The following is a 15602-nucleotide window of genomic DNA, read 5'->3' on the forward strand; positions in this document are numbered from 1 at the left end:
TTTTATGCGATCTTCGTATGCCGGAAATGGATGGTTTGGCTGTACTTGGTGAGGTTGTTAAAAAGTCACCTGAAACACCTGTGATAATAATTTCCGGCGCTGCTAATATTGGGGATACTGTGGATGCTCTTCGTCTTGGAGCATGGGATTATATCATAAAACCCATTCAGGATATGACAGTTCTTATTCATTCTGTTACAAAATGCCTTGAAAGGGCACAGTTGCTAAGGGAAAAGGAGCAGTATCGAAAAGGCCTTGAAAAAGTTAATGCTCAGTTGATTCAGTCACTTGACGCCCTTGAAAAGACAAAGGATAAACTGGTTCAGGCAGAAAAAATGGCAGCTCTTGGGGGGCTTGTTGCAGGTGTTGCCCACGAAATCAATACACCTGTCGGGATTGCAATCACTGCTGCCTCTTTCTTAAAAGACAGGACAGGAAGCATCAATTCGCTTTTTACATCCGGAACTCTAAAAAAGAGCGATCTGGAAAACTATCTACAGAACATGGGTGAAGTTTCCCATTCAATCCTGGTTAACATGGAGCGTGCAGCCGCTCTTATTAAGAGTTTTAAGCAGGTGGCTGTTGATCAGACAATAGAAGAGAAAAGAGTTTTTAATTTAAAAAAATATCTTCAGGATGTACTGGTAAGCCTTAGACCAGCTTATCGTAACCGGATGGGTATTGTGCTTGAAGTCAATTGCCCTGATACCATTGAAGTTAATTCATATCCAGGGGCATTTTCTCAGATTATCAGTAATCTTTTAATGAACTCCTTTATACACGGTTTTAAGGACGAGAAGAGTGATAAAGGGGAAGTTTTTTTTGATATCTCATTTGAGAATTCCGATCTTTTTATTAAATATAGAGATACCGGCGTTGGAATGAACGATGAGCAGCTTGCAAAAATCTTTGACCCTTTTTTCACAACAACAAGGGGGCAAGGAGGGACAGGACTTGGGATGTCAATTGTTTTCAATCTTGTTACACAAACCCTTGGTGGTACAATTGAATGTAAAAGTGTCTATGGAGAAGAGACAGAGTTTCTGATTTCTGTACCAGGTGTTCTTGTTCTTTAATTTGCAAATTTTTTACAAGTTTTATATGAAAGTCTGGATAACAGCTTGTTTTTAAAACAACTTTCATCCCTTCGATTGTGGCGGTAATCCGCCATGTACGTTATTAGAAAGTCTCCTTAGCAGGCTGATATGTAGCGACTTTCATATTTTGTTGTGATGCCTCAGCAAACATTGGGGGTGTTTGGTAAGTATCGGAGTGATGCGTTTGTTGTATAGTGTATTGAGATATGCTCATTTTTTTGTTGCAGCAAAATGTAAGGTATTGCGTATTAATATGCGGGTACCGTATTTTTACGTTTATCAATATTTGGAATTTTAAGATCAATGATGCAAAATACTTCAAGATGGTATCTTCACCCAGTATTTATTTTTGCATGTTCCATAATCTCACTTGCCACTGCCCTTGTATTGACAATTTACTGGTATATGGAGATAACGGCTGCCCTTGAAGTGATAATCAAGAAGTTTCACATTGACCCTGGACAGATTTTCCCATCAAGAACCGGAATGACCATTCTGGTTTTGACTCTTCTGGTTACTGTTGTCCTGGCAGGTATTCTCCTGGCATTTATCTATTACCAGCGGACAGTAAGACTCTTTACCCTTCAGCATAATTTTATTTATAATTTTACCCATGAGTTGAAAACCCCCGTTACTTCACTTAAAATATATCTTGAAACTTTTTTGAGACACCCTCTTGAACCTGAAGATATCAGGAAATATAGTAAATACATGCTCAGTGATGTGGGACGCCTGATTGATAATATCAACAGCATCCTGAATCTGGCAAGAATTGAAAGTCGAAGTTATGGTGCCGAGCTGACCCGAGAAGATCTGGTTGACCTTGTTGAAAATTTCTGTAAAAGTCATGGCTCTTTGTTTCATCAATGCAGGATAACAGTACATGATCCAGGAAAAGCATATATATATCCTGTAAATATTTTGCTTTTTGAGATGCTTTTGATGAATATTCTTTCAAATGCAGTAAAGTATAATGAATCAAAGCATCCAAGGGTTGATATCTCATTCCGGCCATGCAGGCAGAGAATCTGTATTGATTTTTCAGATAACGGTATCGGTATTGAGAAGAGTGAAATAAAAAAGATCTTCAGGAAATTTTATCAGGCAGGTAATGTTAATGGAGTTGATGTAAAGGGCAGCGGTCTTGGACTCTACCTTGTTTTCAGTATTGCCAGAATACACGGATGGAAGGTTACAGCAACAAGTGAAGGCAGTGGAAAAGGATCTGTTTTTACTCTTTTTCTTCCCCGTGAGGAAACAGGGGATATTCATGGTAAGAATTTATGGAAAATGGTAAAAAAAAGCGTATCCTGGTAATTGAGGATGAGGCTCACATTGCCGAGGGTATTGAGCTGAATCTTGCTATTCAGGGTTATGACGTTCAGGTTGCACCTGACGGGGTTATGGGGCTTGAAATATGGCGTTCATGGTCACCCGATCTTATTGTACTGGACGTGATGCTTCCAATGATTGATGGCTTTTCTGTACTTCGCACCATAAGAGCTGATGATGAAAAATTGCCTGTGCTTATCCTCTCTGCTAAAAGCAGCGTTGAGGACAAGGTTCATGGCCTTCGTTGCGGAGTGGATGACTATCTTGCCAAACCCTTTGATCTGGATGAATTCCTGCTTCGGGTCAAAAGATTGATTGCAAGGGGAACCTGGTCGGCTGATAAAAAGATGATATCACCATTTTCCGGAAGTGAAAGTTCTGGAGCAGAAGAAGTGAGTGGGATAAATCCTCATAAAGACGATTTTCATGGTCATTCTTCATCTATTTCAGAGCCTTTTTCAGGAGACTCTTACTCTTTTGGAGAAAACACTGTTAATTTTATTACTTGTGAAGCCCTGGGGCATGGGGGTAAAATTGTCCTTACAGAGCAGGAGATTAAATTATTGAAACTGTTTATTGCCAACAGGGGAAGGCCTGTTTCACGCAAGGATCTTCTTGAGGCTGGATGGGGCTATTCCAGTGATACCTCCACAAGAACCCTTGATAATTTTATGGTGCGCTTCAGAAAATATTTTGAGAAAAATCCCAGAAAGCCACAATATTTTAAAAGTCGGAGATCTGTAGGATATATTTTTGAGCATGATAATTGACAAGATTGTAATTAAAAGTCATTCAGGGAAAACAGCGCATTTTCCGGAAAATGGCTGTGATTCAGAACAAGCTGTTCATATTCCAGAAAGGATTTATGATTCAGGAAAGAGTTCTCTCTATTGTCTTGATATTCAATCTTTTGCCTCTGAAATTATACCCGAAAAGCCCCTTGATGATTTTGCTTTTAAAAGAAATATCTTTTTTTCTCCAGATGATTTTCTGTTTTCCTTTTTATCGGAGCATGAACTTGTGCAGCTAAACGGCTTTAAAAGCCTTAAAAAACAGTTGGAGTGGATTTCTGGACGATTTCTTGTTAAATATTTCATTATCAATGAGGGAGACTGTGCCTACAGTTTGTCCGAAGCTTACTCCATTGCTGAAGCCACTTCTATTGCTGAAGCCACTTCTATTACTGAAGCCACTTCTATTACTGAAGCCACTTCTATTACTGAAACCACCTCCTCTGCTGAAGCCACCTCTTCTGCTAATACTGCCTCTTTTTTTATCTCAGCCATACCCTCAATGATGTCCGGAATGGATAAAATAGTCATATCATACACAGAGTTTGGAGCACCCTATGTTGCATCCTTTCCTGATACAGCACTATCTATATCCCACTCCGGCCACTATGCTGTTGCAGCCTTTGCTAAGCCTTCATTGTCTGATTTAACCTCCCCCCTTGATCATGAAAATCGTGCGTGGGATTATCACACTAAACAGAACTCTTCTTTTGGAAAACAGCAGGAACAAAATCTTCATTGCAATAGGGCAGATCACAAAAAAAAGGGTTTTTGTTGCTCATTGAGACACAATGGCATTGAAAAAACAGAGAAAGATTTTAAAAAAAACGTATTATCTGTTGGCGTGGATATTGAAAAAATTGGGAAACTTCCGGATAAATTATTTTTGAAAACAGCATTTACTGAAAAAGAGATTGGGAAGCTTTCCATGGAGCCTTGCAGTATATTTCAATCATGGACAGTTAAAGAGGCCTTCCTTAAATACATTGGCAAGGGATTTAATGAAAGCCTTCATAATGTTGAAGTGTTGGAAGATAAAATTTTTTATCATGGAGAGCAGGTTGATGTTGTGATCAGCTCTTTTCTTGTTAATGATTGTTATGTATTGTCTTTAATTGAGTAGTGATTTTATGGTATAGGAATTTCCATTTTTATGATGTGATTTTAATGATAATTTGGTAAAAAAAGTTTAGAGAGGTAAATCTTTTGAATCAGTTCTATAAAAATCTGTCACTTTGGTTAGTGATCGTTTTGATGATGGTGATGTTGTATAATATTTTTAATCAGCAGCCTGTAACAGAGAGCAGCCTTGGGTATTCGGAGTTTCTGGCCATGGTTGAAGCAGATCGTGTCCAGAGCGTTGTACTTCAGGGGCAGGATCTCTATTTTACAGATATCAATGGAACCAGATACAAGTCCTTTGCTCCAAGGGATGCTGAGATGATTGATATTCTCAGAAAACACGGGGTTGCCATTAAAGCCAAACCTCCCACTGAATCCTCATGGTTCATGTCTATTATTATTTCATGGCTGCCCATGATTGTCCTGATTGGGGTGTGGATTTTCTTTATGCGCCAGATGCAGGGTGGGGGCGGTGGAAAAGCAATGTCATTTGGCAAAAGCAGAGCACGCCTTATGTCTGAAAAGGGGGAAAAGGTCACCTTTAGGGATGTTGCAGGTATTGATGAAGCAAAGGAAGAGTTGACCGAAGTGGTTGACTTTCTTAAAGAACCCAAAAAGTTTACCCGCCTTGGTGGCCGAATACCCAAAGGGGTTCTGCTTGTTGGCTCTCCTGGAACAGGAAAAACCCTTTTGTCAAGGGCTGTTGCCGGTGAAGCAGGGGTGCCTTTTTTTACAATCAGTGGCTCGGATTTTGTGGAGATGTTTGTGGGTGTTGGTGCATCAAGGGTCAGGGATCTTTTTGCCCAGGGTAAAAAAAATGCACCCTGTATTATTTTCATAGATGAAATTGATGCTGTTGGAAGGCAGCGTGGGGCCGGTATGGGTGGTGGTCATGATGAGCGTGAACAGACACTGAACCAGCTTCTTGTGGAGATGGACGGATTTGAGTCCAACGAAGGTGTTATACTGATGGCCGCAACCAACAGGGCAGATGTTCTCGATCCTGCACTTTTAAGGCCAGGGCGTTTTGACCGTCAGGTTGTTGTTGATCTTCCCGATATCAAGGGCAGAATTGGTATCCTTAAAGTTCACATGAAAAGAACACCTCTTGACAATGACGTTGATGTTGTTGTTCTTGCCAAGGGAACTCCGGGATTTTCCGGAGCAGATCTGGAAAATCTTGTTAATGAGGCTGCACTTCTTGCTGCAAAACGAGATCATGAAAAACTTACCATGGTGGATTTTGAGGATTCAAAGGACAAGGTCTATATGGGACTTGAGCGAAAATCCAAGGTGATCCGCGAAGATGAAAAAAAGACAACTGCCTACCATGAGGCAGGCCATGCCCTTGTTGCAAGACTTCTTCCCGGAACTGATGCGGTTAATAAAATTACCATTATTCCCAGAGGCAGGGCTGCTGGAGTAACATGGTTTCTGCCGGATGAGAGCGGTTTTAAATATAAGGATCAGCTTGAAAACGAACTTTGCGTTGCATTTGGCGGAAGAGTTGCAGAGGAGCTCATTTTCAAGAGAATCAGTACAGGTGCCTCCAATGACATAAAACAGGCAACTGCCATGGCAAATCGAATGGTAAGGATCTGGGGTATGAGTGATGATCTTGGTCCCCTTGATTATAATCAGGGTGGAGAGCAGATTTTCATAGGCAGGGAATTTGGCCATGCCAGGGAGTATTCTGAGGATACTGCAAGGAAGATTGATGCAGAGGTTTCAAATATTATAAAGCGAAATTACAATATTGCCCGTGAGGTACTTGAGGAGCATCTTGATATTCTTCATAAGCTTGCTGCACTTCTCCTTGAAAAAGAGACAGTTATGGGTAAAGAGCTGGATGAGTTGATAAAGTCAATGAAACCAGATTTCAATCCTCCCGAGCCAGATACATTTTTTGATGATGAAGCCTTGATGGCCATGGCCATGGAAGATGACAGTGATGGTGAGGATGACCCTGATGGCAACGGGGATGAAGATATGGATGATGACTCCGGCGATGATGATGGCGACAAAATCAGTTTTCTTTTTAGAAAGGGAAAAGTATCTGGTAAAAAAGCAGCTTCAGGGAAGTCTGTTGTTGATGAAGATGCTTATGAAAAAGGTACAAAGGATTCAAAGAGTGATATGAAACCAGGTAGTGACGAGGAAAGTGAGAAGTGATGAGTTGCAATACTAACAAAAATTTGCACATGAATTCAGATACAATGAATCATGGAAGCGGAAAAGCATCCTTTTGTAACCTATTATACAATGTAAAATGGGGCAGATACTCACTCAGGCTTGGAGTTGAGCCATGTATAATGGGTATTATAAACACAACTCCTGATTCATTTTCCGATGGCGGGAAGTTTTTTGCATGTGAGGATGCAGTATCACACGGAATTAAGCTTTTTGAGCAGGGAGCAGATATTCTTGATATTGGCGGGGAGTCTTCCCGACCCTTTTCAGAGCCTGTGTCTGTTGAAGAAGAGCTTGAACGGGTTATTCCTGTAATTGAGAAACTTTCAGCACAGGTTAATGTTCCCATATCAATTGATACAGTAAAGTCTGAAGTTGCATCAAAGGCACTTGATGCAGGGGCATCCATCATTAACGATATAAGTGCCATGGAGATGGATCCTCTTATGATGGAACTTGCCGCCCAAAGAGAGGTTCCTGTGATTTTGATGCACATGAAGGGTTCTCCTGCAACAATGCAGATAAATCCGGATTATGATGATTTTCTGGGTGAAATTATCAGCTATCTTGCTGATCGTGCAGAGATTGCTATCAAGGCAGGGATTTCTCCTGATCATATTATTGTTGATCCTGGAATTGGCTTTGGAAAGAGGGTTGAGCACAATCTTATGCTTATAAGGCATCTTGATAAGCTATCTGCTCTTGGATTTCCGGTACTCATGGGGCCATCCAGGAAATCATTTATACAAAAGATCATTGCCGATAAAAGAACTTCTGCAAAAACAACTCCCCTCTCTATAGAGACAGAATGCGGCACAATGGCTTCTGTTGCAGCATGTTTGATGAATGGCGCTCATATTGTCAGGGTACATGATGTGGCATCAGCAAGGGTGGTTGCAGATATCATTCATGCTGTCAAGATTGTCTGAATTGCATAATTAGTGATAAAACACGAGGTGAAAATGCTGCTTGTAATTGATGTGGGCAATACCAATACTGTACTTGGTGTTTTTGATGGTAATACTCTGATAAGAGATTGGAGAATCAGAACAATTCGAGATACCACCGCAGACGAGTTTAATGTCCTTGCCAATGCCCTGTTTGCAGATAAAGGGATAAATAAAGAAGATATCACAAGCGTTGTAATATCTTCTGTTGTACCTCCGGCTGTGCCGATTTTGGATCGTTTCTGTGAAAAATATCTTTTGACAAAGCCTTTCTGGGTTTATCCTGAATCTGTCAGGAACCTCATGCCTATTTTGTATAACAATCCTGCCGAGGTTGGAGCAGACCGAATTGTCAATGGAATTGCAGCCTATGCAAAGTACAGAAAAAGTCTGATTGTAATTGATTTTGGCACAGCAACAACCTTTGATGCAATTTCAGAAAAAGGGGAGTATCTTGGCGGGGCAATTGTTCCGGGATTGATGATTTCATCAGAGGCTCTGTTTCAAAGAGCATCAAGATTGCCAAGGGTGGAGATGTTCATGCCGCCTGCATCAGTTATAGGAAAGGATACCATTGACAGTATCAAGTCCGGTCTTATGCACGGTAATGCTGCAATGGTTGATGGTATGGTTGCCCGTATGAAGAGGGAGATGGCAACGGAGCCTGCAATAATAGCAACAGGTGGCCTTGCTGTATTGATTGCAGGTCTTTCAGATACCATTGAATCTGTTGAAAGTTCTCTCACCCTTGAGGGACTCAGAATTATAAGTGACGAGCTGATGAAGACCAAATAACGTACATGGCGGATACCCGCCACAATTGAAGTTTTGAAAGTCTTAATAAAAAAAATCAGTTGCTTACGGAGACTTTCATATAACGGCCATGGCAAACCCATTTTGCCACAACGAAGCATGAAAGCCCTGAAAAAAACCTTGAAATACGGGGACTTTCTTATAAACGGCCATGGCAGATACATCTGCCACAACGAAGTATGAAAGTCATCAAAAGCCTTAAAATATGGGGGCTTTTTAATAAACCTCCATGTTTGCTGACACATCACAACGATGGTTGAAATTTTTTATATATCAGCATGTTACGAAGGCTTTCTAATAAAAACATCCAAATTTGGCATCCTTCATGTCCACCTTTGTTTAAGGTGGACAAGCCCGCCTAAAGGGCGCTAAGTTCAAAGCCTTATGTAATTTTACCCATTTTTCTGAGGGATTCGTTGTAAATGGCATAAAATTGTTCGTGCTCTTTTACGGTACGCCTGACAAGTCCTTCCATTCCGGTGATTTTGCTTATATTTATTATCTGGTTTACGCTTAAATGAAACGAAGCCATGTTGTCCATTGTTCTATGGTTTTTTGACAGAAAGAATACAACAGTGCGTCGTCTCAACATCATATCAAGGTCATTGATGTACTCCATAAGGTATGCAAACCCTCTTCTGTTAACATCAAAATCCTCGTCAACAATAATAATGTTGAAAAGGTGATACTTCATACGGTTGAGAGCTGTCTGAACATTATCCACAGTTTCAATCTGGTACTGCATGCTGTTCATTATCTTTACTGATATCTCAAGTGCATGTGGATGTGAAATGCATAAAAGAGCTGTTTTGGCATTTTCATCAAGAAGGTCAAAAGGCTTGTCAGAAGCATTATATTCAGATGTTTCAGGATAAACTCTTCTTGGTACCGGCACCTGGGGTGCTTTGGACTGTACAGGAATTTCGCTGCTATCAAGAGTCTGGGTGTTGCTTTCATCAGGCATTATATGTATTCTCTGTTTGCATTTCGGGCACAACAGAGAGGCTTTTCTTCCCTTGGGAATTTTTTCATCCGGAATATTGAGTTTTGTGTAGCAATGGTTGCATGAAATTTCCATATATCATTCTATCCTTCATAGTCATGATCAAGTTCAAGGGCTTCAATGTCAGTGGTTTTTTCTCCCCTGGCACTTTTTATGGTATCCATTCCCCTGCCCACAACAGCTTTTCTTGAGGCATAGGCAGAAGCTGTCTCTTCTGTAATAAGTCCTTGTTGATAAAGCCTTATTATATAACGGTCAAATGTTGTCATACCAAAGGCTTCGCCATCGGTGATGATTTCATAAAACGTTTTGCCGTCCATTTCGCCATTGAGAATAGAGTCTTTTATTCGCAGGTTGCTTCCCATTATCTCAAAGGCTGCAACCCTTCCGCCACCAACCTTTGGAAGAAGTCTCTGACATACAATCCATCTTATGGTATCTGCAAGGCGTATTCTTATCTGATGCTCTTCTTTTAATGAAAACATTCCTATGATACGGTTTATTGTCTGTCCGGCATCAACTGTATGGAGCGTTGATACAACAAGGTGGCCGGTCTCTGCTGCGGAAAGACCGATTTCCACAGTTTCTCTGTCCCTCATCTCACCAACCAGGATAACCTTGGGCGCCTGCCTTAAGGCCGCTCTGAGGCCATTTGCAAATGTGTCAAAGTCTTCTCCAAGCTCACGTTGGTTGAATGTGGCCATTTTCTGGGGATGCTGAAATTCGATGGGATCTTCCAGCGTGATTATGTGAATGGATTTGGTTTCATTTAATGCATCGAGAAAAGCGGCAAGAGATGTTGATTTACCACTACCTGTGGCACCAGTTACAAAAATGATGCCGTTTTTCTCCTGGGTCATCTTGTGAAAGGTTTTAGGGAGGTTCAGGCTCTCTATTGTGGGGATGGCTGTTTCAAGTTTTCTCAGAACAATGGAGTATTGACCTGATCTTGAAAAAATATTTACCCTGAAACGTGCCTTGTCCCCAAGAGCATATGATAGGTCGCAGGAACCTTCCCTGAGCAGAGCTTCTGTAAGGCGGCGATCCTGTTTTATAAGGTTAAGAGCAATTGTTTCGGTCTGAAACGGGGTTAAAACCTTGAAGTCAGGCTCCATTTTAACTGGTATCAGTTCTCCCGATGATTCCACCTGAAGGGGTTTTCCAGGAGTAAAGTTAAGGTCTGATACGTTAAAATGGGCTTCAAGCATTTTACTCAGAATGTGGTCTATTTCTTGTTTCTGCATGGCAGCTTTTTCCCCTGAATTTCTGATGAACCTGCAAAAAAGTGCGGTTTCAAGACTTTCCAGCAGTACCCGCTGAAGTTTTATATGAAAGTCTCTGTAACAGGCTGTTTTAAAACGACTTTCATCTCTTCGATTGTGGCGGTAATGCCGCCATGGCCGTTATTAAAATAGCGTCTCTGTTGTTTGGAATTTTTTACAAGACCATAAATTATGCCTCTGTGAAATCCACCGGAGGCGTTTTCAGGAATGGTCTGAAGAGTGACTTGTTGTTAGCCTTGGTGTATGCCTCTTCAGCGCTTATCCATCTTTTATTGTACAGTTGCATTACAGCGTCGTCAAGAAGCTGCATACCATATTGTTTTCCTGTTTGAATCATTGACGGAATCTGGTGGGTTTTAGATTCACGTATAAGGTTTCTGACAGCAGGTGTGGCCACAAGTATTTCCAGAGCAGCGCATCTGCCTTTTTTATCTATTCGTTTAAAAAGCACCTGGGCAACAATAGCCCTGATACCATCGGACAGGGTGGATCTTATCTGTGCCTGTTCTGTGGCCGGAAAAACCTCAATAACACGGTCAACGGTTTTTGCTGCACTTGATGTATGGAGTGTGCCAAAAACAAGGTGACCTGTGGAGGCAGCTTCAATGGCAAGGGATATTGTTTCAAGATCCCTCATCTCACCTACAAGAATAATATCCGGGTCTTCACGAAGCGCACCTCGAAGTGCAGAGGAAAATGATTTGGTATGCATTCCCACTTCTCTGTGGTTTATGATACAATTCTGGCTTTTGTGAACAAACTCAATGGGGTCTTCTACAGTTATGATATGGTCTTTTCTGATTCTGTTGGCCTGGTCAATTATTGCTGCAAGGGTTGTTGATTTACCACTTCCAGTTGGTCCCGTAACAAGGACAAGGCCCCTTGGCAATGATGCAAGTTTTGATATTACAGGTGGAAGTCCAAGCTGTTCTGCTGTAAGGATTTCAGCGGGGATTTCACGAAAAACCGCACCTATTCCATTTCTCTGCATAAAGTAGTTTGCCCTGTACCTTGCAAGTCCCGGGATTTCGTAACCAAAGTCAACGTCACCTGTCTCTTCAAACACCTTTATTTTATCCTCAGGGGTGATTTCATAGAGGATTGTCCTCAAGTCATCGTTGGACAATGTTTTATACTTGATTCGCTCCATATCACCGTGGAGGCGTAGGGCAGGAGGCTGGCCTGCCACAAGGTGAAGGTCAGAAGCACCTTGGTCATTCATCAGTTTAAAAAAAGCGTCAATTTTGGCCATTGCAATCGTTCTCCTGTAAAGAGAGGCAATTTATAGTATAGAGGTTTTCATTTTATTTTCTGGAAAAGCAAGTGTTTATGGAAAAGTTTGCCCAAAGGAACCTAAGTTAGGGAATGAGTCTTAAATAACTTGCCCATTTCAAAACAGGCGACCATCGCAGGCAGTACGTTTGAAAATTCTAATTGAGCATATTATTTCGTGCTCATTCCTAAAGAAGCAGTAGTGGTTCTTCAAGTTTAAACTGTCGTGTGGTTTTTTCAAAGGTTTCAGGTACTCCAGGCGTTTTTTTTTCCACGACAATCAAACATTGAAAGAACAGTAGTGTTATGAAAAGTGAATTACAGGAACGAGGTTGCCAGTCGATGGAGACTGCCAACAACAAATGTTTGCAGAAAAATAATGGCAAGCATTGCCACAATCGGTGAAATATCAATTCCACCAAAATATACAGGTAGTCTTTTTCTGATCTGATAGAGTACAGGATCAGTTATGTTGTTGATAAATCTTACAATATTGTTGTAGGGATCTGGATTGACCCAAGAGAGTACAGCCCTTGCAATTATAATCCACATATATATTTGGAGTGCATAGTCAAGCACCACAGCTACAGCTTGAAAAAAGTTTCCCAGAATGAACATTTCGAGTAAAAATCTCCTTCAATTAATTTGGTTATGCATATGCAGAGATAACTGTAATGAGTCTTTTGTTATTTATTATTAATACACAAGGATGCCGTATTTTGAAATGAAAAGTCAAGTAATTTTGGCCATACTTCATAGCACGGGAAGGGACTATAGATTTTTGAGGATGCAAATTGATGGGCTTGGGCATGTAAAATAGAGGGCATGCTTCATTTCCCAGTTTACACTTTCCTGAGAGAAAGCTCTGATTGGTGGGAATCTCTCACAACAAAGTGTAAAGTTCTGTTGGGTTCATATGAAGGATGCCAAATAAAGATGTCCAAAAATGCCTTGACAAAGTAATGCTTTAACCACCATAATGGTCAGACCATTTTATTTATAATGATTGAAAGCGAAAGATTATGCAGAAAAAAAACAGAGCCAATTTTCAAAAAGCTAAAAAAAGCAGGGTTTTCCAGGATGTTGTCGGGCAGATTCAGGATGCCATTCTTGATGGGAAATTATCCCCTGGTGACAAATTGCCACCGGAAAGAGAACTTCAAGATACCTTTAATGTAAGCAGAGGAACACTAAGGGAAGCATTAAGAGTACTTGAGCAAAAGGGGCTTATTGAAATTCGTCTTGGAACTGGCGGCGGCTCCATGGTTAGGGAAGCCGGAGCTGAACAGTTGACAGAGACCCTTGCTCTTATGATAAGGTCAGGCCGTGTCTCTGTTCTGGATATTGGTGAGTTCCGTGAAGGGATGGAGGGCAGGATTGCATCACTTGCTGCTGATCGCGCTTCAGAGGATGATATACGTAAATTGGAAGAGCTTCTAAATCAGGCTGTCAGTTGTTCTGAAAGGGGAAAAGATGGCTGGGAGGATTTTCTGGATGTTGATGAGGCCATTCACAAGGAAGTTGCAAGAATAGCCGGAAACGCATTGTATCGCTACTCTGCCCAGGTGGTACATGATAATATCAGAAGTTATTATGATCAATACCTTGAATTCTCAAGTAGCCGCATACATGAGAATCGTATTGATCTTGAACAACTGGTGAACGCCATCAAGTCCCGCAATGGTGAAGAAGCAGCCAGAATAGCTGAAAAACATGTTCATGCCTTTAATGTCCGTATGCGTGAAAAGGAGGCGATGGCACAGGGTAAAAACTGAGTCTGGAAAGGGAAAAGGAGAATTTGGAATAAGTTGTTTAGGATTTTTTTCAGTTCTGAAGCTGTTTCCACTCTTTTTCCAGATTATTATAAATGTCTTGGAGTTCATCAATGTTTCTAAAAAAGCAACTCTTGTATATTTAAGCAGCCACGCATCATGTTGCAGTCTTTCTCTACACTTGTGACTCACCGGCTACACGGTTTCCAGCTTTGATCTCAGACTCATGCAATTTTTCATATTAATTACATGGCTGTGGCTGCATTCGGTTAAGCGGTCTAACAGCTCTGGAGAACAGCATGGTGGCCAACTCAAAGGCCTGTTGGTTCATATCTTCCAGGTTTTTGAAACTGCGGCCCTTCATGAGAGGTTTTATATGAAAGTCTCCGTAACAGCCTGTTTTGAAAATGACTTTCATCCCTTCGATTGTGGCGGTGATCAGCCATGTACGTTATACAAAAAATTCCATCAATCCACTTTTGAACTCTTCAAACTTGCTTAACTCATTAAGACTCTCATTTTTATTTTCGGCAGATTTCTCCTCAAGTTCTCCATATTGCAAGTATTTTTGAGCAAATAAAGGAATATCATTCTCTCTAATTTGTCTGCTCTTCATTTCCCTGCGCCTCTCTATAAACACCTTCCTTTTATTATTGATCTTGACTGTTTTGAAAGGATTGTTGTAACTCATGGTCTCTTTTAATGCTGTATTAAAGTAACTTAAATGAAGGGAGAGGGTGGCAGAATCCTGCAATGAATGAACATCGTAAGCCTCAAATGAATGTTTACTGGATGCAGTGTTTTCAATGCAAGGTGAAGCTTCAATGCGAGGGGCGGCTTCAATGCGAGGGGAGGATTCAATGCAAGGGGAAGCCTTGAATCCTTTAGTTAAATCATCGAGATATGGCCAAAGCGAACTGTTGAAAAAAAGAGTTTTACCCTCCTTTGGAATATGCCATAAAGATTGATCAAAACCCTGCAATTTTATTTGAAGATCTATGTTTCTTATATCCTCTGAATCTCCTGTGATGGACATTGATCTGATAAAGCCTGTATCTGTAATATCTTCATATGAGTTCCGTATGAGTCTGGCATTTCTTCTGCGTGAACCTGCTTTTTGAAACTGGTTGCGATAGGTGAACGAGCAGTAATTTATGGGAAGGAGGATTTTATTTTCAAGGGCATATTTCATGAGTTCCAGGGCAGCCAGCTCGGTTTCAAGCACTGTTACTCCTGGCCCGTGGAGAAATGTGTAGCCCCTTTTAATGAGTTTTTCCCTGTTGAACTTTGTACACCTTAGCTGATGAAGGTTCATGAAATTGACCCCTGCATCGTAAAGTTTGGGAATAAGATCTTTTACAGTGGAGATATCTTCAGGTATGGCAGGAATTTCAACTGTGACATGGGGGATGTGTTTGGCAGCCATCTCAAGCTTTTCAATGTTGTACCTGTCTGCACTCAGATCAAAGCGGATCTCATCAAGCCCAAGGTCAGCAAGATTCTTGAGTTTATCTTCTGTTATTAGAATACCGTTGGTGTACATCCATATATAATATGGAATCTGTTGTCGTTTTCTTATGGTTTTAAGAAACAGTGTTACCCTTTCCATTGTCATGGTGGGTTCTCCGCCGCTGAAGCTTACACCCTCTATATCAAATTGTTTAAGATAATCCACATAATCGTCAGGGGTTGGGAAATCAAGATTGTTGGTTCCGGGAATCCCCTTTTTTTTCTGTGTTGATGGACAATAGAAGCAATGGGCGTTGCAGATATTGTTAACAAAAAGGCACGACCATTTTCCTTGACCGCAAAGCATGCATCCGGGTGATATATCGTGAATAAATGGTTTTGTTCCTGAGAAAAGAATGCCTGCTGACTTGTCATTTTTTAGATTAACTTCATCGCCGAAATCTCTTTTACTGCAAGGGTTGTTTAATGACGGAGGTTTATGGTGAGAGCTAAACCCACTCCTTTTATATT

Annotated in this window: 13 protein-coding genes; 8 read left to right on the forward strand and 5 right to left on the reverse strand. The window is 41.0% G+C overall.

Features of this window, described 5'->3' with window-relative positions:
* The first annotated feature begins 17 nt into the window (after positions 1–17).
* The 7 genes from MTBBW1_RS12020 to MTBBW1_RS12050 all read left to right on the forward strand — a co-directional run bounded on the left by MTBBW1_RS12020 (position 18) and on the right by MTBBW1_RS12050 (position 8274).
* Positions 18–1076 carry a hybrid sensor histidine kinase/response regulator gene (locus MTBBW1_RS12020; protein ID WP_222424053.1) on the forward strand — a complete coding sequence of 353 codons (1059 nt, stop codon included), beginning with the start codon at positions 18–20 and terminating at the stop codon, positions 1074–1076.
* Between the two features lie 324 nt (positions 1077–1400).
* A complete protein-coding gene (locus tag MTBBW1_RS12025) occupies positions 1401–2414 on the forward strand; it encodes a sensor histidine kinase (protein WP_245809360.1) in 1014 nt (337 codons plus the stop codon).
* Positions 2381–3199: a response regulator transcription factor gene (locus tag MTBBW1_RS12030; RefSeq protein WP_080803954.1), complete on the forward strand. Its 819-nt coding sequence runs from the start codon at positions 2381–2383 to the stop codon at positions 3197–3199. Before MTBBW1_RS12025 ends, MTBBW1_RS12030 begins: the two co-directional genes overlap by 34 nt.
* Entirely contained in the window at positions 3189–4343 is a 1155-nt protein-coding gene (locus MTBBW1_RS12035; RefSeq protein WP_080803955.1) for a 4'-phosphopantetheinyl transferase family protein, read from the forward strand. Before MTBBW1_RS12030 ends, MTBBW1_RS12035 begins: the two co-directional genes overlap by 11 nt.
* 83 nt (positions 4344–4426) lie before the next feature.
* Positions 4427–6514, forward strand: a complete 2088-nt coding sequence (ftsH, locus tag MTBBW1_RS12040) for an ATP-dependent zinc metalloprotease FtsH (protein WP_080803957.1) — start codon at positions 4427–4429, stop codon at positions 6512–6514.
* Positions 6514–7461, forward strand: coding sequence for a dihydropteroate synthase (folP, locus tag MTBBW1_RS12045; protein WP_281255637.1), 948 nt, complete (start codon positions 6514–6516; stop codon positions 7459–7461). Before ftsH ends, folP begins: the two co-directional genes overlap by 1 nt.
* A 33-nt stretch (positions 7462–7494) precedes the next feature.
* Positions 7495–8274, forward strand: coding sequence for a type III pantothenate kinase (locus MTBBW1_RS12050; RefSeq protein ID WP_080803959.1), 780 nt, complete (start codon positions 7495–7497; stop codon positions 8272–8274).
* 400 nt (positions 8275–8674) lie between these two features.
* On the opposite strand, the gene MTBBW1_RS12055 is transcribed toward MTBBW1_RS12050, so the two are convergent.
* From MTBBW1_RS12055 to MTBBW1_RS12070, 4 genes are all read right to left on the reverse strand, one after another.
* Entirely contained in the window at positions 8675–9370 is a 696-nt protein-coding gene (locus MTBBW1_RS12055) for a zinc-ribbon domain-containing protein (protein ID WP_080803961.1), read from the reverse strand.
* An 8-nt stretch (positions 9371–9378) separates the two neighbouring features.
* Positions 9379–10539 (reverse strand): type IV pilus twitching motility protein PilT, encoded by a 1161-nt coding sequence (locus tag MTBBW1_RS12060; protein WP_080803963.1) that lies wholly within the window; start codon positions 10537–10539, stop codon positions 9379–9381.
* Positions 10540–10747: 208 nt separating this feature from the next.
* Positions 10748–11830: a type IV pilus twitching motility protein PilT gene (locus MTBBW1_RS12065; protein ID WP_080803964.1), complete on the reverse strand. Its 1083-nt coding sequence runs from the start codon at positions 11828–11830 to the stop codon at positions 10748–10750.
* A 338-nt stretch (positions 11831–12168) separates the two neighbouring features.
* Positions 12169–12468 (reverse strand): YggT family protein, encoded by a 300-nt coding sequence (locus tag MTBBW1_RS12070; RefSeq protein WP_080803966.1) that lies wholly within the window; start codon positions 12466–12468, stop codon positions 12169–12171.
* Between the two features lie 404 nt (positions 12469–12872).
* Here MTBBW1_RS12070 and MTBBW1_RS12075 point away from each other — a divergent pair, with 404 nt between their 5' ends.
* Positions 12873–13625, forward strand: coding sequence for a FadR/GntR family transcriptional regulator (locus MTBBW1_RS12075; protein ID WP_080803968.1), 753 nt, complete (start codon positions 12873–12875; stop codon positions 13623–13625).
* 448 nt (positions 13626–14073) lie between these two features.
* On the opposite strand, the gene MTBBW1_RS12080 is transcribed toward MTBBW1_RS12075, so the two are convergent.
* On the reverse strand, positions 14074–15602 hold a 1529-nt coding region (locus MTBBW1_RS12080; RefSeq protein ID WP_080803970.1), incomplete at its 5' end, for a radical SAM protein.

It is taken from the genome of Desulfamplus magnetovallimortis (assembly GCF_900170035.1).
In the GTDB taxonomy this organism is placed as follows: Bacteria; Desulfobacterota; Desulfobacteria; order Desulfobacterales; family Desulfobacteraceae; genus Desulfamplus; species Desulfamplus magnetovallimortis.